The 17,977-nt window shown below is 72.5% G+C and carries 17 protein-coding genes; 3 read left to right on the top strand and 14 right to left on the bottom strand.

Translation table 11 applies throughout. From position 1 onward, the window contains the following. Nucleotides 1-65: 65 nt before the first annotated feature. The 3 genes from ASD16_RS02260 to ASD16_RS02250 are packed head-to-tail and all read right to left on the bottom strand — an operon-like array spanning nt 66 to nt 2,376. On the bottom strand, nt 66-521 hold the full coding sequence (locus tag ASD16_RS02260) for a MaoC family dehydratase (RefSeq protein ID WP_055912337.1): 456 nt from the start codon (nt 519-521) through the stop codon (nt 66-68). Further along, the gene (gene fabG / locus ASD16_RS02255) at nt 518-1,267 is read right to left on the bottom strand and encodes a 3-oxoacyl-ACP reductase FabG (protein WP_055912335.1); all 750 of its coding nucleotides are present in this window, start codon (nt 1,265-1,267) and stop codon (nt 518-520) included. The genes ASD16_RS02260 and fabG overlap by 4 nt, the downstream gene beginning before the upstream one ends. After that, nucleotides 1,264-2,376 (bottom strand): alcohol dehydrogenase catalytic domain-containing protein, encoded by a 1,113-nt coding sequence (locus ASD16_RS02250; RefSeq protein ID WP_055912333.1) that lies wholly within the window; start codon nt 2,374-2,376, stop codon nt 1,264-1,266. The genes fabG and ASD16_RS02250 overlap by 4 nt, the downstream gene beginning before the upstream one ends. A 138-nt stretch (nt 2,377-2,514) precedes the next feature. Between ASD16_RS02250 and ASD16_RS02245 the strand changes: the two genes are divergently transcribed. Next, nucleotides 2,515-3,645: a serine hydrolase domain-containing protein gene (locus tag ASD16_RS02245; protein WP_055915581.1), complete on the top strand. Its 1,131-nt coding sequence runs from the start codon at nt 2,515-2,517 to the stop codon at nt 3,643-3,645. On the opposite strand, the gene ASD16_RS22145 is transcribed toward ASD16_RS02245, so the two are convergent. From ASD16_RS22145 to ASD16_RS02220, 5 genes are all read right to left on the bottom strand, one after another. Further along, nucleotides 3,642-6,026 (bottom strand): ricin-type beta-trefoil lectin domain protein, encoded by a 2,385-nt coding sequence (locus tag ASD16_RS22145; RefSeq protein WP_055912331.1) that lies wholly within the window; start codon nt 6,024-6,026, stop codon nt 3,642-3,644. The two genes, ASD16_RS02245 and ASD16_RS22145, sit on opposite strands and share 4 nt — an antisense overlap. A gap of 243 nt (nt 6,027-6,269) precedes the next feature. Next, nucleotides 6,270-6,686 carry an NUDIX hydrolase gene (locus tag ASD16_RS02235; protein WP_055912330.1) on the bottom strand — a complete coding sequence of 139 codons (417 nt, stop codon included), beginning with the start codon at nt 6,684-6,686 and terminating at the stop codon, nt 6,270-6,272. A gap of 49 nt (nt 6,687-6,735) precedes the next feature. Then, the gene (locus tag ASD16_RS02230) at nt 6,736-7,209 is read right to left on the bottom strand and encodes an NUDIX hydrolase (RefSeq protein ID WP_055915579.1); all 474 of its coding nucleotides are present in this window, start codon (nt 7,207-7,209) and stop codon (nt 6,736-6,738) included. Between the two features lie 2 nt (nt 7,210-7,211). Then, the gene (locus ASD16_RS02225; protein WP_055912328.1) at nt 7,212-7,868 is read right to left on the bottom strand and encodes a response regulator transcription factor; all 657 of its coding nucleotides are present in this window, start codon (nt 7,866-7,868) and stop codon (nt 7,212-7,214) included. Next, nucleotides 7,865-9,169, bottom strand: a complete 1,305-nt coding sequence (locus ASD16_RS02220; protein ID WP_055912326.1) for an ATP-binding protein — start codon at nt 9,167-9,169, stop codon at nt 7,865-7,867. Before ASD16_RS02220 ends, ASD16_RS02225 begins: the two co-directional genes overlap by 4 nt. A 136-nt stretch (nt 9,170-9,305) precedes the next feature. On the opposite strand from ASD16_RS02220, the gene ASD16_RS02215 reads away from it, so the two are divergent. After that, entirely contained in the window at nt 9,306-10,733 is a 1,428-nt protein-coding gene (locus ASD16_RS02215; RefSeq protein ID WP_055912323.1) for a PspC domain-containing protein, read from the top strand. After that, a complete protein-coding gene (locus ASD16_RS02210) occupies nt 10,733-11,371 on the top strand; it encodes a hypothetical protein (RefSeq protein WP_055912322.1) in 639 nt (212 codons plus the stop codon). The genes ASD16_RS02215 and ASD16_RS02210 overlap by 1 nt, the downstream gene beginning before the upstream one ends. 60 nt (nt 11,372-11,431) lie before the next feature. Here ASD16_RS02210 and ASD16_RS02205 read toward each other — a convergent pair whose 3' ends face one another. The 6 genes from ASD16_RS02205 to ASD16_RS02180 form a co-directional block, all read right to left on the bottom strand. Further along, nucleotides 11,432-12,001 carry an aromatic ring-opening dioxygenase LigA gene (locus tag ASD16_RS02205; protein ID WP_082570550.1) on the bottom strand — a complete coding sequence of 190 codons (570 nt, stop codon included), beginning with the start codon at nt 11,999-12,001 and terminating at the stop codon, nt 11,432-11,434. 137 nt (nt 12,002-12,138) lie between these two features. After that, nucleotides 12,139-13,278 carry a glycosyltransferase family 4 protein gene (locus ASD16_RS02200; protein WP_055912319.1) on the bottom strand — a complete coding sequence of 380 codons (1,140 nt, stop codon included), beginning with the start codon at nt 13,276-13,278 and terminating at the stop codon, nt 12,139-12,141. A 51-nt stretch (nt 13,279-13,329) separates the two neighbouring features. After that, nucleotides 13,330-13,740 carry a DUF3817 domain-containing protein gene (locus ASD16_RS02195; protein ID WP_235523074.1) on the bottom strand — a complete coding sequence of 137 codons (411 nt, stop codon included), beginning with the start codon at nt 13,738-13,740 and terminating at the stop codon, nt 13,330-13,332. Beyond that, nucleotides 13,737-15,323: a glutamine-hydrolyzing GMP synthase gene (gene guaA, locus ASD16_RS02190; RefSeq protein WP_055912317.1), complete on the bottom strand. Its 1,587-nt coding sequence runs from the start codon at nt 15,321-15,323 to the stop codon at nt 13,737-13,739. Before guaA ends, ASD16_RS02195 begins: the two co-directional genes overlap by 4 nt. A 76-nt stretch (nt 15,324-15,399) precedes the next feature. Further along, on the bottom strand, nt 15,400-15,993 hold the full coding sequence (locus tag ASD16_RS02185; protein WP_157453761.1) for a hypothetical protein: 594 nt from the start codon (nt 15,991-15,993) through the stop codon (nt 15,400-15,402). Between the two features lie 113 nt (nt 15,994-16,106). Beyond that, entirely contained in the window at nt 16,107-17,936 is a 1,830-nt protein-coding gene (locus ASD16_RS02180; RefSeq protein ID WP_055912313.1) for a hypothetical protein, read from the bottom strand. Nucleotides 17,937-17,977 lie beyond the last annotated feature (41 nt).

The following is a 17,977-nucleotide window of genomic DNA, read 5'->3' as shown; positions in this document are numbered from 1 at the left end:
CGTGCAACGCAACGCAACGTCCGAGGAAGTGGCTGCTGGGGCGCGCACTTCCTCGGACGTTGTGGTCAGGCGGCGAAGTAGAGGACGACCGTCTCCGCGATCAGCGCAGGCTTCGTGGCGCCCTCGATCTCGATCGTGATCGTGAAGGTCGCGCGGACACCCTGCGGCGTCGGCTCGGCGGACGTCACCGTCGTCGACGCCCGGATGCGCGAGCCCGCCGTCACGGGCTGCAGGAAGCGGACCTTGTCGAGGCCGTAGTTGACGACGAGGCCCGTCCCGCCGACCTCGACCAGTCCGTCGGTCAGCGACGGGATCAGGGAGAGCGTGAGGTACCCGTGGGCGACCGTCGCGCCGAACGGGCCCTGCGCCGCCCTCTCCGGGTCGACGTGGATCCACTGGTGGTCGTCGGTGGTGTCGGCGAACGCGTCGATGCGCGCCTGGTCGATGGCGAACCACCCGTCGGCGGTGACGGACTGCCCGATCACGTCGACGAGCCCACCCGGCGTCGCGACGACGATCATGCCTTCGGCCCGCCAGCCACGTAGAGGACCTGCCCGTTGACGAAGCCGGAGGCCTCGGAGCAGAAGAACGACACGGCGTTCGCGATGTCCTCCGGCACCCCGATGCGCCCGACCGGGATCTCCTTGGCGGCGGCTTCGATGAACTGCTCATAGGTGATGTGCATGCGCTCGGCGGTCTGGCGGATCATGTCCGTCCCGATGAACCCGGGCGCCACGGCGTTCGTCGTGATCCCGTACCGGCCCAGCTCGAACGCGAGCGTCTTGGTGAACCCCTGGATGCCGGCTTTGGCGGTCGCGTAGTTGGCCTGCCCGCGGTTGCCCAGCGCCGACGTGCTCGACAGGTTGACGATCCGCCCCCAGCCCGCCTCGACCTGGTGCTTCTGCACGGCGCGGCTCATGAGGAACGCCCCGCGCAGGTGCACGGACATCACCGAGTCCCAGTCGTTCTCGGTCATCTTGAACAGCAGGTTGTCGCGCAGGATCCCGGCGTTGTTCACCAGGACGGTCGGCGCTCCGAGCTCGTCGACGACGCGCGCGACAGCCGCGGCGGCGGCGTCGGTGTCGCCGACGTCGGCACCGATGCCGACGGCGGAACCCCCGGCCGCACGGATGGCGTCGACCGTGTCCGCGCAGTCCTCCTCCCGCAGGTCGAGGACGGCGACCTGGAGGCCGTCGGCGGCCAGCCGGAGGGCGGTCGCGGCGCCGATGCCACGGGCGGCTCCGGTCACGAGGGCAGTTCTGGTCACAGGTGAGTCCTTTCGTCGAGAACGATCAGCTGGCGGAGCTCGCCACCGGCCGCGAGGCGGTCCATGGCGACGTCGAGATCGTGCAGGGTGATGCGCGAGGAGACCAGGCGTTCGAGCGGCAGCCGCCCGGAGCGCCACAGGTCGACGTAGAGCGGGATGTCGCGCGCGGGCACGGCCGAGCCCAGGTAGCTGCCGACGACGGTCCGCGCCTCGGCGGTCAGGGTCAGCGGGCTCACGGACGCGCGGGCGTCGGGTGCCGGCAGGCCGACGGTCACGGTGGTCCCACCCGGCGCGGTCGCCGCGAGCGCGGTCTCGAACGCGCGGGCGTTGCCGGCGGCCTCGATGACGACCGGGGCGCGCACGCCCGTCAGCTCGGAGGGCGCATAGGTCGCCGCCGCCCCGTTGGCTCTCGCGGCGTCGAGCTTGTCCGCGAGCGCGTCGACCCCGATGACCTCGAACCCGAGCGCGACGGCGACCAGCAGCGCGGCCATGCCCACACCCCCGAGCCCGACGACCATCACCGTGTCACCCTCCCGCGGACGGCCGGCGTTGACCACCGCGCCGCCCCCGGTGAGCACCGCGCAGCCGAGCAGCGCCGCGACCTCCGGGGGAACGTCGGGGTCCACCCGGACGACGGAGGTGCGGCTCACCACCGCGTGGCTGGCGAACGCGGACACGCCGAGGTGGTGGTGGACGGGCTCGCCGTCCCGCGAGAGCCGGCGATGGTCGCCGACGAGCAGGCCGAGGCCGTTCGCGGCGCTGCCCACCCGGCACGGCAGCCGCCCGTCGGTCGCGCACTCCGGGCAGTCGCCGCAGCGGGGCAGGAAGGTCATGACGACGCGGTCGCCTTCCGCAAGGTCGTCGACGCCGTGGCCGAGCTCCTCCACGATCCCCGCCGCCTCGTGCCCCAGCAGCATGGGCGTGGGCCGGACGCGGTTGCCGTCGACCACGGACAGGTCGGAGTGGCACACCCCGGCGGCCTCGATCCGGACCAGCACCTCGCCGGGGCCGGGGCCATCGAGCTCCAGAGGGCCGACGGTGAACGGCTTCGACTGCGCGAACGGTGCGGGCGCGCCGGAGCGTTCGAGCACGGCACCCACGATCTGCACCAGGACCTCCCGGGTCGACGTCGTTGTCTGCGGGGTTGTCGACGAAAGGCCAGGAGCGCCAAGCCTTTCAACGCATACCGACCGCGCGGTATGTTGCAGCCACACAGTACACACGATCCGCCGATGCAGGAGGGCTCGATGACGAGCACACCGGTCCAGGGCGTCGCCGACGAGCGGTTCTCCGCTCTGCGCGACACGTTCCAGCAGCACCTCGACAGCGCCGAGGAGCTGGGCGCGAGCCTCGCCGTCGTCGAACGCGGCACGCTGGTGCTCGACCTCTGGGGCGGCTGGGCCGACGAGGCGCGGACGACGCCGTGGACCGCGGACACCCTGACCAACGTCTGGTCGATCTCCAAGACCATGACGTCGCTGGCGGCGCTCGTCCTCATCGACCGCGGCCTGCTCGACCCCGACGAGCCCGTCGGCACCTACTGGCCGGAGTTCAAGGCCGCCGGCAAGGAGGGCGTGCTCGTCCGGCACCTCCTCCAGCACACCTCGGGCGTCTCCGGCTGGGACCAGCCCGTCACGGGTGAGGACATCCTCGACGTCCCCGCAGCGACCGCCCGCCTCGCCGCGCAGGCGCCGTGGTGGCCGCCGGGCACGCTGTCCGGCTACCACCTGCTCGACTACGGGCACCTGGTGGGCGAGCTCGTCCTGCGCATCACCGGGCGCACCCTCGGCGAGTACTTCCGCGCCGAGATCGCCGAGCCCTTGGACGCCGACTTCTGGCTGGGCCTGCCCGCGTCGCAGGACGGTCGGGTGAGCCACGTCGTGCCGCCGCCCCCGTCGCAGATCGACCTGTCGCGGATGCCCCCGGAGGCTCCCGCGCGCCGCACCCTCACCGGTCCGGGCCTCGACGCCTCGATCACCTGGACCCGGGCGTGGAAGGCCGCCGGCATCGGCGGCGCGGGAGGCCACGGCAACGCGCGCTCGGTGGCGCAGGCGCAGTCCGTGCTCACCGACGGCGGCGGAGGGCTCCTCTCCCCGGAGACGATCGACCTGGTGTTCGCCCAGCACACCGACAACGTCGACCTCGTCCTCGGGCTCCCCCTGCGGTTCGGCCTCGGCTACGCGGTCTCGAACCCCGCCAGCACTCCGTACATCCCCGAGGGGCGCGTGGCGTTCTGGGGCGGCTGGGGCGGCTCGCTCGTCGTCAACGACGTCGACCGGGGGCTCACCTTCGCCTACGTCATGAACCGGATGTCCCCGGGCATCCTCGGCTCGCCCCGCTCGGACGCGTACCTGCAGGCGCTGTACGCCTCCCTCTAGGTGCGGGCCCACCTCTGGTTGCTGCCGCCGGTGCAGGTCCACAGCTGTACCGCGGTGCTGTTGGCCGTACCCTGGCCGGCGGCCTCGAGGCACAGCCCGGACTCGACCCCCACGACCGTGCCGTCGGCGTTGACGCGCCACTGCTGGTTGGTGCCGCCGTTGCAGCTCCAGATCTGCACACGCGTCCCCGCGGCGGTGGCGTGGTTCGGCACGTCCAGGCACTTGCTGCCGTAGACCCGCAGCTCGTTCGTGGACGTCTGGGTCCACTGCTGGTTGGGGCCGCCGTTGCAGTCCCAGAGCGCCAGCCTGGTGCCGTCCGTCTGGACGGCGCCCGGCACGTCGACGCAGCGACCGGAGCCGGCGCCGCGCAGCACGCCCGTCGAACCGCCCGGCGTGCCGGTCCCCGGAGTGATCGACAGGTTGTCGAACTGCGCGGTCACGCCCTGCCCGGTGCCGTAGCCGACCTGACCCGCCCCGTAGGTCAGGTCCGAGAGGGTGCTCACGGTCGCGCCGTCGAGGGTGGCCGTGATCGCGGTGCCGCTGAACTTCAGCGCCAGGGTGTGCCAGCGTCCGGTGCCCAGGGCGGCCGTGGTGCCGCTGGCCAGGGTCCGCACGGTGCCCGACGTGCTGTTGGTGAGGATCGACCAGCGCCCGGCATCCGTCACGCGGAAGTAGTACGCGTTGAGGTTGCCCGGATAGGTGTGCGGGAAGTTCGACGCGCGGCCGATGAGCTGCACGTAGCCGGACTTCTCCAGCATGACGTCCGAGGAGACGGTGTAATTGCTCCAGCCCACGTCGCCCAGCAGTGCGAACGGCTCGGCGAGCTGGGCCGTCCAGTAGATCGGCGCCTGCTCCGACATCTGGCGCTGGCACTGGCCGGTGCGCCCGCCGCCGCAGGCCACGGACTCGAACGCCCCCTGCATGTCCATGAGGTACGTCGCCTCCTTGCCGGTGGCGTACCCGTCGAAGGTGTCGCTGTAGGGCAGGGCGAGGCCGTGCGGCGCCGGGCTGGTCGCGGTGCCCTTGCCCTGGCCGGTCGTGGTGGTGATCGTGTACACGCGTCCGGGCTGCACGGTGAGCGAGTACGTGCCGTTGGTCGGCGTGAGGTCGGCACCACGGACGAAGTAGTCGGCCGAGCTGTTCGAGCGCACGTTGGTCGACCAGACGTGCACGGCTCCTGTGGACAGCCCGCCGGTCACGGCGAAGTCCAGGGTCTGCGCGGCCGTCGCGTCCATGGTCTCGACGACCGTGCTGTAGTCCCGGTTGTTGGTCGACTTGAGCGTGACGTAGCTGCCGTTGTTCCGGTTGCCGCCGACGTAGCCGCTCGACGCGTCGAGGTACTGCCAGCCGGGCTGGGCGAACTGCGTGGTCTGCGCCATCACCCAGGCGTTCTTGCCGATGGAGTAGCTCCCGGACCACGGCTGGGAGGCCACCGCGACCCCCATGGTGGGCCACGGGATGTTGGGCGTGATGGCGGCGATGAGCGGCCAGTTGATGTACGCGGTCATCTTCCCGTCGATGTAGCCACGGTTGATGCCGCGCGCGACCGCGTTCGCGCCGGTGTTGTAGTCGTCCGACCCGTTCTCGCTGGCCCACAGCGGCTTGCCGGTGGCCACCGCGTTGCCGGAGCTCGGGCAGCTCGTCTGCGCGCTGCGGTACCCGCAGACGTAGTGCGAGCCGAACACGGACACGGCGGCCGCGAACGCCGGGTCACGCCGGGCCTCGTCGGCGGCCCCCCAGCCGAAGTCGTCGGAGGCCACGATCTTGACGCTGCCGTAGCCGTGCGAGTTCAGGGACGCGCGCAGGTTCTTGTACCAGGTGGCGTTGTAGCCCTTCTCGTTCCACCCGCCGAGGTAGTCGATCGTCAGCCCGTGCGTCTTGGCGCAGTCCAGGTAGGCGACCAGGTAGTCGATCGAGTCGTTGGACCAGAAGTTGCCGTTGCCGATCCAGCCGGGCGCACCCCAGGACAGGGCGTAGAGCTTGATGCCGGGGTTGCGGGCCTTGGCCTGCTCGGCCAGCCACCACTCGTAGCCGCGCTCGCAGCTGATGCTCCCGCGGGTGTGCTCGATGCTCGGCTCGGAGCCCGACGTCGAGTTGGTGTCGCCACCGATCTCGAGCTTGAGGATCTGCGTGGCGGCTCCGTACCCGGGCTTGAACAGGTAGTCCAGGATCTGGCCGCGCTGCGGTTCGGGATAGTCGACGAGCAGCCGGGAGTTGCCGCCGCCGCCGCTGATCGCCCCGACGCCGTCGAAGATGCGCCCTCCCGAGGAGCCGTTGAGGGTGATCGCGGTCGCGGCCTGCGCCGGCGGGGCCGTGACCACGGCGACCCCGGGCGCAGCCAGCGCGAGGGCGGCGATCACCACCGCGACGCGGACGAGCATGCGACCGGACCATCCCTGGACCGCGGAACCACTGGGCAGCAACGTCACCAGGCCGACCTTCCTGTCCGGTGGCGTGCCCGGACGGCGCGCGCAGCTCGTCGTCGAGCCGCGGGGTGAGCCGATCCTGACCGCTCCGTGCCGCCGGCCGCCAGGTTCTGAATCGATTCGTGTGACGTATGCTCTTTGCGCGTGCGCCCCGGGCATCCGCTCGGACGCCCACCTGGAGGCGCCCTCCGCGTGGCTCTAGTACCCCGCCATCCGCAGGGCGATGTCGACCAGCTCGACCCGGTCGAGCGCCGCCACGTCGGCCAGGTCGAACCACGCCGCGGTGTCGGTGCTGCCGTCCGCCTCGTTGCGCAGCTCACCACCGACGACGTGCGCGCGCCAGACGATCCGCACGCCGTGCAGGTCGCCGTCGGCAGGGTCCAGGCGGGAGGCGGCCAGCATGACGATCGAGTCGATGCCGAGCAGCTCGTCGAGCACCACGTGGTAGCCGGTCTCCTCGAAGACCTCCCGCACCGCGGCGTCGGCAGGGTGCTCGCCGGGGTCGATGCCGCCACCGGGCAGGGTCCACCCCGACCGTCCGCCCTCGACCCAGTGCGGGAGCAGGACCCGCCCCGACTCGACGATCACGGCGTAGGCGGCGACGCGTTGTTTCACCCGCAGGAGCCTAGAGGTCCCGCCGACGCGCCGACTCGTCGGGCGACGCTCAGAAGTCGACGGGGCGCACACCCCAGGCGACGCGCGGCGGGTCGAGCTCGATGGCGTCCGTTCCCGCGAGCCGCAGACCCACGTCCACCAGCGACACCCGCCGCAGGTTCGGCACCTCTGCGAGGTCGAACCAGGCCACGGCGTCCGTGCTGCCGTCGGCCTCGTCGCGCAGCCCGCCTCCGACCACGTGCGCGCGGTACAGGATGCGGAGCCACTGGAACGCACCCAGCGACGGGTCGACCAGCTCGCCCGCCGGGACCACGACCGAGTCGATCCCCAGCAGCCCGTCGAGCTCCACGTGGTAGCCGGTCTCCTCCAGCACCTCGCGCACGGCGGCGTCGGCGGGGTCCTCGCCCGGCTCGATCCCGCCGCCGGGCAGGGTCCATCCTCCGACGACGTCGTCCGGCCAGTGCGGGAGCAGCACACGCCCGTCCTCGACGACCACGGCGTAGGCCGCGACGCGCAGCCGCATGGTCACAGCAGCCGGCGCGCTGCCGCCCAGCGGGTCAGCTCGTGGCGGCTGGACAGCTGTAGCTTGCGCAGCACCGCGGAGACGTGCGTCTCGACCGTCTTGATCGAGATGAACAGCTCGGAGGCGACCTCGCGGTAGGAGTACCCGCGCGCGATGAGCCGCATGACCTCGCGCTCGCGCGCGGACAGGCGGTCCAGCTCGTCGTCGCCGATCGCGACGTCCCCCGCGGCGGCGCCGAAGGCGTCGAGCACGAACCCCGCCAGCCGCGGCGAGAAGACCGCGTCGCCGCCGGCCACGCGGCGGACCGCGTCGGACAGGTCGGTGCCGTCGATGGCCTTCGTGACGTACCCGCGAGCGCCGGCTCGGATGACGGCGACGACGTCCTCGGACGCGTCCGAGACCGAGAGCGCGAGGAACCGCGTCTCGCCCAGCAGGTCGGTGCACGCCTTGATGACCTCGGCACCGCCGCCGCCGTCGCCGCCTGGCAGGTGCACGTCGAGCAGCACCACGGGCGGCTTCAGCTCACGGACCAGGCGGATCGCCTCGTCGACGCTGTCCGCCTCCCCGATGACCCGCACGCCGGCGTCGAGCGACGCCTTCACGCCGGTCCGGAACATGTGGTGGTCGTCGACGAGGACGACATCGACTGCTTCGCTCATGACTGGACTCCTTGTTCGTCCGAGGTCCTGATCGGCACCACCAGGTGCACCTCGGTCCCACGCTCCGGGCTGCTGGTCACCTTCGCCGTGCCCCCCCGCCGTCGGACCCGCCCGATGATCGACTCGCGCACCCCGAACCGGTCGGTGCCCACCTCGTCGAGGTCGAACCCGTCGCCATGGTCCCGCACGAACACCTCGACCTCCGACGCGCCGACCTCCAGGTACAGCGACACGGGCGGGCGGCCGTGCACCACCGCGTTGACCAGCGCCTCGCGCGTGGCCTGCAGCAGCGCCTCCGAGTCGGCGTCGGGCACGCGGTCGCCGACCACGACCGACTCGATGGCCACCGGGTCACCCGTCGGGCCGGACCGGGAGTCCTCGACCTCGGCGACGATCCCCCGCAGCGCCGCCGCGACGGAGGTGCCCGGCGCGGGGCGGTCGTCGTAGAGCCACTCGCGCAGCTCACGCTCCTGCGCACGCGCCATGCGGGCGACCTCCGCGGAGTCGTCGGCCCGCGACCGGATGAGAGCGAGCGTCTGCAGGACCGAGTCGTGCAGGTGGGCCGCGATGTCGGCACGTTCCGACTCCCGCGCCCGGGCGGCGCGCTCGTCGCCGAGCTCCCGCACCAGCCGCAGCCACCACGGGGTCAGGACGAGAGCCACCCCGCCGAGCATGACGACGGCCGCGATGATCGACTGCGCGAGGGTCGCGGTCTCCACGCCCTCCCCCGACGCCAGCCCGACGAACAGCAGCACCCCGACGCCGGCCAGCAGGATCCCCCCGGCGACGCGCAGCACGCTGACCGGGGTCCGACCACCCGCCCGGTCCTTCAGGCGACCGCGCTGCACGGCGTCCAGCTGGCTCCACGCCAGCCAGAGACCTGCCAGGACGATCACCGCCGGCAGCAGCCAGTCGGCCTGCACGTCCGCGCCCTGCCGGACCGCGATCATGAGCGCCGCCGCGACCACGAGGACGCCGCCGATCGCGATGTCGGTCACCGGGATGCGTCGGCCCGGCTCGATGATCGCCTGCCGCCGCGCGAGCCGCGTCAGCGCGCTCGGTCGCACCTCCTGCGCCGCATCCGCCGGGTCGCCCGCCGGGATCGCGAGCCACCAGAACAGGTACAGCAGAGCACCGATCCCGGCGACGGGAGTGAGCACGACGAACACCAGCCGCACCAGACCGACGGGCACGTCGAGGTGCGCCGCGAGACCGAGCGCGACGCCGCCGACGATCCGCCCGCGCGCAGGTCGGCGCAGCGGCAGCCGGCGGGGCGCGGAGACGGGCGGGGCGGGGTGCACGGTCCGATCGTCACATGCCCTGAGCCGTTCCGGGGTCGGGTCCGGGGTCGGTTCAGGGGTGCCGTGCACCAGGTTCAGGGTGCGGTCAGGGGACCACCCGATGCCGTGCGCGCGGCGCGAGCGTCAGGATCGAGACATGGACACGAGCACTCCCACCGGCGCTGCCGGACCCGACCCGGCACCGGGCAGCCCCGCGCCGGACTCGACCCCGGCGCCGGGGACCGCGCCGAACAGCTTCTTCGCGAACGTTCGCCGTCTCGGCATCACGCGGTCCGACGACCGCTGGATCGGCGGCGTCAGCGGCGGCCTGGGCGACCGCTTCGGCATCGACCCGCTCCTGGTGCGCGGCATCTTCTTCGCGACGCTGCTGCTGGGCGGGATCGGGCTGGTCGCGTACGGCGTCGCCTGGGCCCTCCTGCCCGAGCGACGGGACGGTCGCATCCACGTGGAGGAGATGATCCTCGGCCGCTTCGACATCGCCCTGCTCGGTGCCCTGGCGTTCGTCATCGTGGGCTTCGGCCGCGGTGACAACTGGTTCTTCTTCTGGGGTCCTCCGGGCTGGGTCCAGGGGATCCTCTGGGTGACCCTGATCGGGGCCATCGTCATGGTGATCGCCGTCGTCTCCAACCAGTCCTCCAAGCCGCGACCGCCCAGCGGGCACCACGGCCAGAGCTTCCAGTACGGGACACCGCCCGCGGCGCCCACCTACCGCGCCGCGACCTACCCGCAGGCCGCGGACGTCCCGGGATCGACGGCGACCGTGCCCGTCGACGGCGGCCAGCCCGCACCCGCGGCTCCGCCGGCCGCCCCTGCGTGGTCCGCCTCGTACGCACCCGCGCCGGTTCCCGCACCGCCGGCACCGCGACCGGTGCAGCCGCCGCGGCCCGTCGCGCCGCCTCGCCCCCGCACGCCGGGCGCGGGGGTCGGCACCGTCGGTGTCGTCGTCGCCCTGAGCCTGCTCAGCCTCGCGGTCCTGCTCATCGCGGAACGGCAGGGCGACTTCACCGGCCCGGTCGGCCTCACCGCGCTCGGCATCGGGATCGTGCTCTGCGGTCTGGGCATCATCGTCTCCGGCCTGCGCGGCCGGACCAGCGGCGGCCTCGGCGGCCTGGCCGTCGTCGGCATCCTCGTCGCGGTTCCTCTCGGTGCCGTGCAGAACGCCAGCTGGGTCTGGTCGAGCGACTCGCAGCACGACTTCTCCGCGGACGGCGCCGTCTACGTGACGGACCGCGCCGAGGCCGCCAACGGCTACTCGATCGGGTTCGGTGACGTCACGATCGACCTCAGTGACGTGCCGATGACCTCCCAGACCCTCGTGGTCCCCATCTCGCTCGCGGCCGGCGACCTCACCGTCGTCGTCCCCAGCGACGCGAGCATCTCCGCCGACGTCGACGCCGGCGCCGGCACCGTGCGCTGGGACGTCGACGGCGAGAGCAAGAGCGTGGACGGCGTCGGCCTCAACCCCCGCACCTTCACCACCGGAGCGATCGACGACGACGGACCCCAGCTCGCGCTGCAGGTCCAGATCGGCGCCGGCGACGTCTCGATCATCGAGGAGAACTGATGCCCACCGACCAGACCCCGCGCGACGCCGACGAGACGCTCGCCCTGCCGGTCACCGACCCGGAACCCACGACGGAGACGTCGACCGACGACACCATCGTGGTCGCCGCCGACGACTCCACCACGGTGCTGCCGCTCAAGGAGAACGAGCCGCTCGAGGAGAACGAGCCGCCCGCCGACGACACGGCCGTGCTCGCCCTCGAGCCGGTCGAACCGGCCGCCGACGAGACCGCGGTGCTCGTGCCCGACGAGACGCGAGCGCTGCCGGTCACCGACGAGGCCAGCCCGTACCCGAGCACGTCGGCGTGGTCGTCGCAGGACCAGCCGGAGCCGTACACGTCCCCGATCGGGGCTCTGTACGCGCCGACCGACCGGCCCATCGACCGCGTCGAGCCGGACACGGTCGCCGAACCCGCGCCGGTCGTCGAGCCGCTCCCGGCCGACCCGCCGCGCCGTCGGCTGCGCGTGGGCACGGTCGTCTGGGGCCTGGTCATCGCCGCGATCGGTGTCGGCCTGCTCGCCTGGGCGGCCGGCTTCGCCATCGACCTCCAGCTGGCGATGATCATCCTGCTCGCGGTCGCCGGCACGGCACTGCTGGTCGGGTCGATCGTCAGCGGAGCCCGCGCCGCCCGCCGGTGACGCACGACGTCCGAGCAGGTACGGCCCCTGTGCCGTACCTGCTCGGACGTCGTCGTGCGGTCAGGCCTTCGGGCCCGTCGGGGCCGGCGGCGGGGTCGTGGGCGCGGTCGGGGCCGGCGGCGCGGTCGGCCGTCCGGCAGGGACCGGGTCCGGGTAGGCCGACGAACCGGTCGACGTGACCGAGGACGTCGCCACACCGGCGTAGTCAGCGGCCTTGCGCAGGGCCCACCCGATGAGGATGAACACCACGCCGATACCGACGACGAGCAGGGCGACGCCGAACGCCACCACGGATGTGAACAACGACGCCCGCAGGAACGACGCCGTCATGACGGTCTGCCGCGTCGGGTCGTCCTGAGGCAGCTGGGCGTAGGTCTGACCGCCCGAGGCCTCCAGCGCGTGGGTGTTGATGATGTCGGCCTGGAACCAGGCCTCCCACGGTGTGTCGACCAGCTGTCCCCCGAACGCCTGGGCGTCGTCCGAGACGGTGATCTGCTCCGCGGCGAGGTTGCTGGCAACCGCGCCCCAGGTCACACCACCGGCAATGATGAAGATGATCCCGAAGATGATCGTCAGCAGTCCCAGCACGCGGACCGTCTTCGAGCTCCCCGTGGTCGTGGTCGTCGTCATGTCTCCCCTTCCGAACCCCAACGGACGGGTCCGAACCCCCTGGACCCGGTAGGTCGCGAGCGACCCATGACAAAGCGTCCAACGACTTCACTGTAGTGACATGTGACCTGGACGAATACGGCGAATCGCCGGATATCTCAGACGTGCGCGAGGTCCCGGGCGCGGCGGTACTCCGCCTCTGCGGCGCCCAGCACGTCGTCCCACCCGAAGCGCGGACGCACGACGCGGTTGTGCGCGAGCATCCCGTCGAGCAGCCGGCCGTCGCGCGCCAGGTGCACGACGGCTTCCGTCATCTCGGCGTCGTCGGACACCAGCAGGCCGTCGATGCCGTCCTCGACGAACTCGGCGATGCCCGTGCCACGACGGGCGACGACGGCGAGCCCCGCCGTGCGAGCCTCCAGCGCGGCGATGCCGAACGCCTCCAGCTCGGCGGGGGCGAGGAACACGTCGGAGTCGGTGTAGGCGTCCCGGACCTGCGCCCGGGTCAGCCGACCGCGCAGCTGCACCACGTGCTGCAGACCCTGACCCGCCACGGCGGACGCGACCCGGCCCTGGGCGGGTCCGGAGCCGATGATCGACAGGCGCAGCCGGTCCGGCGGCAGGCGCCGGGCGGCGTGGCCGACCAGCTCGACCAGCGGCACCGCGCGCTTGCGGGGTGCCAGGCGCATGGTCGACACCAGCCGCAGCGGTCCGCGCTCGCCGGGACGACCCCGCCCGTCGGGGAGCGTCGTCGGCGCCCACAGGTCGAGGTCGATCCCGTTGGGCATCACGGACACCTCGGCGCCGAACACCTCCCGCACGCGCGCGGCCGCCGCGTGGCTGACGGCGCTGAGGGCGGCGGGGGTCTGGTCCCAGCCGGTGCGGTGGACGAGCGTCCGCAGTGCCCCGACGACACCGTCGAGCATGCAGTGCCACGTGATCGCGGTCGGCAGGCCGACGTCGAGGGCGATCCGGGCGCCGTCGAACGCGAACGGTGAGAGCACCCCGGCGTGCACGTGGACGACGTCGGGCCGCAGGTCCGCGAAAGCGGACCGCATCAGGCGCGGGCCGACGGGGTTCACCGGCAGGTCGAACGGGAGCCGTGCCCCGAGCCGGTGCACGTGGACGCCGCCTTCCAGGTCGACGACTCCCCCGCGCTCGCCACCGGCACCCAGCGTCGCGGTCAGGACGTGCACCTCGTGCCCGGCGGCGGCCTGCCGCGCGGCGAGGTCACCCACCTGCGACTCGATCCCACCGGTACGCGGCGCGTAGCAGTCGGAGACGTGGACGATCAGCACAGGGTCACCGTAACCGCGTGAACCGGACGTCCGTTCACGATCCGGTCCACATCACCCGCGTGCGCCACCGGCGGCCGCGATGCGCGCGAGCGCCTGGGCGTGCACCTTGCGCTCCAGCACGAACGACATGACCGGGACGACGCCGGCGGCGGCCATGGTCGCCAGCCGCCCGACCCGCCAGCGCATCTTCGACCACAGGTCGAAGACGGTGACCAGGTAGACGACGTAGACCCAGCCGTGCGCGTACGCGATCCACGCGCCGATCACCGGGTTCGGGGTCCCCGAGGCGTCCACCCCGTTGGCGTGGAACACGTACTTGAGGATCAGCTCGACGCAGAGCAGCAGCAGGAGCGTGCCGGTGATCCAGGCCATCACGCGGTAGCGCAGCGTGGCGCCACGGGCCTTGCGGACCCACGGGTCGGCGCTCGTCGTGGTCGGGCTCTCGGTCACGTTCTCACTCACTCCCACTCGATGGTGCCCGGCGGCTTGCTCGTCACGTCGAGGACCACCCGGTTGACCTCGGGCACCTCGTTGGTGATCCGGGTCGAGATGACGGCCAGCACGTCGTACGGCAGCCGGGTCCAGTCGGCGGTCATCGCGTCCTCCGACGACACCGGCCGCAGCACCACGGGGTGCCCGTACGTGCGGCCGTCGCCCTGCACGCCCACGGACCGCACGTCGGCGAGCAGCACGACCGGGCACTGCCAGATGTCCCGGTCCAGGCCGGCACGGGTCAGCTCCTCCCGGGCGATCACGTCGGCCGCCCGCAGGATGTCCAGCCGTTCCGCGGTGACCTCGCCGATGATCCGGATGCCGAGCCCGGGGCCGGGGAAGGGCTGCCGCCACACGATGCCCTCGGGGACGCCCAGCTCCAGGCCGACGGCACGCACCTCGTCCTTGAACAGGGTGCGCAGCGGCTCGACCAGCTCGAACTGCAGGTCGTCGGGGAGCCCGCCGACGTTGTGGTGCGACTTGATGTTGGCCGCGCCCTCGCCGCCACCGGACTCGACGACGTCGGGGTAGAGGGTCCCCTGCACGAGGAACTTGACGTCCTCGCCCTCGCCGGCCTCCTCGATGACCTCGCGCGCCGCGTCCTCGAACACCCGGATGAACTCGCGGCCGATGATCTTGCGCTTGGTCTCGGGGTCGGTGTGCCCGGCGAGCGCCCGCAGGAACCTCATCCGGGCGTCGACCACCTTCAGCTGCACGCCCGTCGCGGCGACGAAGTCCTTCTCGACCTGCTCGGCCTCGCCCGACCGCAGCAGCCCGTGGTCGACGAACACGCAGGTCAGCTGGCTGCCGACGGCCTTCTGCACCAGCGCCGCGGCGACCGAGGAGTCCACCCCGCCGGACAGCCCGCAGATCACCCGCGCCGAACCGACCTGCGCGCGGATCTTCTCGACCTGCTCCGCGACGACGTTGCCCGGGTTCCAGTCGGGCGTCAGTCCGGCGCCCTCGTAGAGGAAGTTCTCGAGCGCCTTCTGCCCCAGCGGTGAGTGCTTGACCTCCGGGTGCCACTGCACGCCGAACAGGCGGCGGGTGCGGTCCTCGAACGCCGCGACGGGGCTGCCGGACGACGTCGCCAGCACCTCGAAGCCCTCCGGCGCCGCGTGCACCGCGTCCCCGTGGCTCATCCACACGGTCTGCGACGCCGGGCTGCCCGACAGGACGGTGCCGGCCGACGTGACCTCGACGGCGGTGCCGCCGTACTCGCGCTGGCCCGTCTGGGCGACCGTCCCGCCGAGCGCGGCGGCCATCGCCTGGAAGCCGTAGCAGATGCCGAGCACCGGCACACCGGCCTCGAACAGCGCCGGGTCCACGAACGGGGCACCGGTGGCGTACACCGACGACGGGCCGCCGGACAGGATGATCGCGGCCGGGTCCTTGGCCAGCAGGTCCGCGACGGACGCGGTGTGCGGCACGATCTCGGAGTAGACGTTGGCCTCGCGCACGCGTCGTGCGATCAGCTGCGCGTACTGCGCGCCGAAGTCCACGACGAGCACGGGACGGTGGGTGGTGGCGGCCGGGTCAGGCGTCTGCGTCACGACGTCAGGGTAGTCGGCGACCGCGGGTGCCCGTGCACGCCGCCCAGCGCCGCAGCCTGGCTCCGGACGCCCGCCGTCACGACAGCGTGATGCTCCGGAGCGCCTCGATCGAGCTGGAGTCGGCGTCGCCGGCCGGGGAGAACGCGATGGCCAGCACGACCGTCCCGTCGGGGCTCTGCAGCCACAGCGCGGTCGCGTCGACGTCGACGCTGTCGCCGGTCTGGAGCGCCACCTCCTCGGTCCACGTCGAGACGACGGAGGCGTCGGACCCCGGCCACTCCACGGGCGAGCGCACGTAGTCGGAGACCGTCGTGTCGACCTTCTTCGTGTTCTCGGTGGACCACGACTGCTCGTACACCCCGGCGGGGGCGTCGGGCTGCCACGTGATCTGCAGCGCCGGGAAGCCCTGCGCGTCCCCGTCCGGCATCCGGTAGACGATCTGCTCGGCACCTGCCGTGGTGGGCGTCCCGGGGGTGGCGGTGGTGCCCTCGGGCACGGTCACGGTCCCGACGTCGCCGAAGCTCTCCTCGTCGCCCGTCCCCGCCTGGGGCGTGAGGTCCGACGCGGTCCCCACCGGCGCCATCGAGGACACCGGTGACGCCGACGGGTCGGTCGTGCTCGAGCCGTCGGAGCACGCCCCGAGAACCAGGACGGCGACGGCGACGGACACGACGGTCAGGCTCCTGCGGTGCACTGCGACCCACGCTCTCTGTAGTAGTTCTCGAGTCGGAGGCGACACCTTATCGTCCGGGATCATCCGTACTCGTCGGGCTCTCGACCTCGTCACGCCGCGCAGTCGGTCCACGGGCGCCAGCCCGTGCCGTCGAAGTACGACGCCTCACCGGAGGTGACCGTGTCGGTGGAGTTCTTGAAGCTGCCTCCGAGTGCCACCGGCCCGATGGCACCACCGGCCTGGATGCCGAACGCGGTGTCGGAGTCCGTCTGGACGGCCTGCGACGTGAGGATCCCGCGGTCGCGCGCCGCCGCCGTGAAGGTGCTCAGCGCGTCGTACGCGCTCCGCGCCTGGCCGACCGGCCCTGCCTGGGTGATGCCCGTCGCCTGCAGGAGGTCCAGGGCGATGCGCTGGGTCTCGGGTCCGGTGATCTCCACCGACGCGTTGAGCAGGGCGCCACCGGAGGCCCGCTCGTTCGCCAGCTCACCCAGGAACAGCGAGTTGGCGGTGGCCTTGGCGTTGCCGACGGCGAGCCCCTGCGTGGCCACCTTCACCGGGTTGCCCTCGGTGTCGATCGTCACGGCGACCAGCACCTTGACCTGGCCCTCGGCCTGCGCGATCCCGCCCTCGACGGGACCGTAGCCCTGCGTGGCGGCCGCGGCGCCCGAGACGGTCGTGGCGTAGTAGAGGGTCGTCTGGCCCGTCTTGATGTTCACGCGCGAGCCGAGCGCGGTGCTCGCCGCTGCGGAGACCGATGCGCCCTGCGCGATGCTCGCGGCACTGGCGCTGCCGTCGGCCCCGATCCCTGCCTGGGCGTACAGCTCGTCGGGCTGGGGCGGGGTGTAGTCGTTGCCCGTGAGCCAGTTCCACAGCTCCTTGCCCGCCCACGTCACGCCCGTCGCGGCCGGCCCGACGACCGGCGTGCTGGACAGTCCCGCCTGCACGGTGGCCCAGTTGCGCTCGTCCTTGAGGTAGTTGACCAGCTTGTCCTTCTCCTGGGCGTTCACCTTCCAGGTCGCACCGCCCGCCGCCTCCAGGTACGCGGCGCCCTGCAGCTGCGCCTCGCCACCGTGGATGCTGTCGTTGATCGTGAGGCTCACCCCGCCGCCGAGACCCTCCGTCACGCCCACGCCACCGTTGCCCTCCGCCGAGACGCGGAACGTCCGGTCCGAGAGCTCCTCGACGCGGATGGTGCCGCCACCCTTGACCGAGATGAACGTGACCTGGACGGACGCCTGACGGACGTCGTTCGACGTCGACAGGACGCACGGGTCGGTCGGCTTGTGGGACGCGGCCTGCAACGAGATCGGCGCCTCGCACGGACCCTGCCCGAGCGTGACGATCTGGCACAACCCTGCCTTGATGTTGTCCGTGAGCCAGCGCCCGGCGGGCGTCATGACGGCGAGCAGGGCCGTGATGAGCAGGACCGCGACCACGGTCACGCCGAGGTGCTCGAGCGTCGCCTCGCCCGCCTCCCGGTCCGCCCGTGCCGGGATCCTCGTCGACCGGTCGGCGTACGCCGGGCCGCGCGCGGGCCCGGGGGCGACGAGGAGGGAGCCGAGGGCCGTGCCGCCCAGCCACACCACCGCGTTGGTGAGCAGGATCCCCGGGGTGAGCCCGGGGGCGCTCGTCGCAGCGGCGGCCGCGGCCCCGAGGACCAGGACGATGGTGAGCCCCACCGCCCCCGCGGTCAGCGCCGTGCGCACGGCTGCCGTGCGGGTGTCCAGACCGAACCGCCGGCGCTGCCGCGACGCCACCAGGGCACCGACGAGCACGAGCAGACCGAGCTGCACCAGGGTCAGGACGATCGCCGTGCCGACGTCACCGAGCGCCAGCAGCGAGCCCGCGAGCGCGGGCGCGACCATGACGAACGAGACCAGGTAGCCGCCCAGCGCCACGAGGACTCCGACGACTGCCGCCCTGACGTCGATCTGGTTCATACGGTGAGGTTAGGGGCTCACCGGGCGTGCGAAGCGGGCCC

The organism is Cellulomonas sp. Root485, from assembly GCF_001426705.1.
Lineage (GTDB): Bacteria > Actinomycetota > Actinomycetes > Actinomycetales > Cellulomonadaceae > Cellulomonas.
Note: the sequence above shows the minus strand (reverse complement) of the source record. Positions and strands in the feature narration are given on the sequence as shown.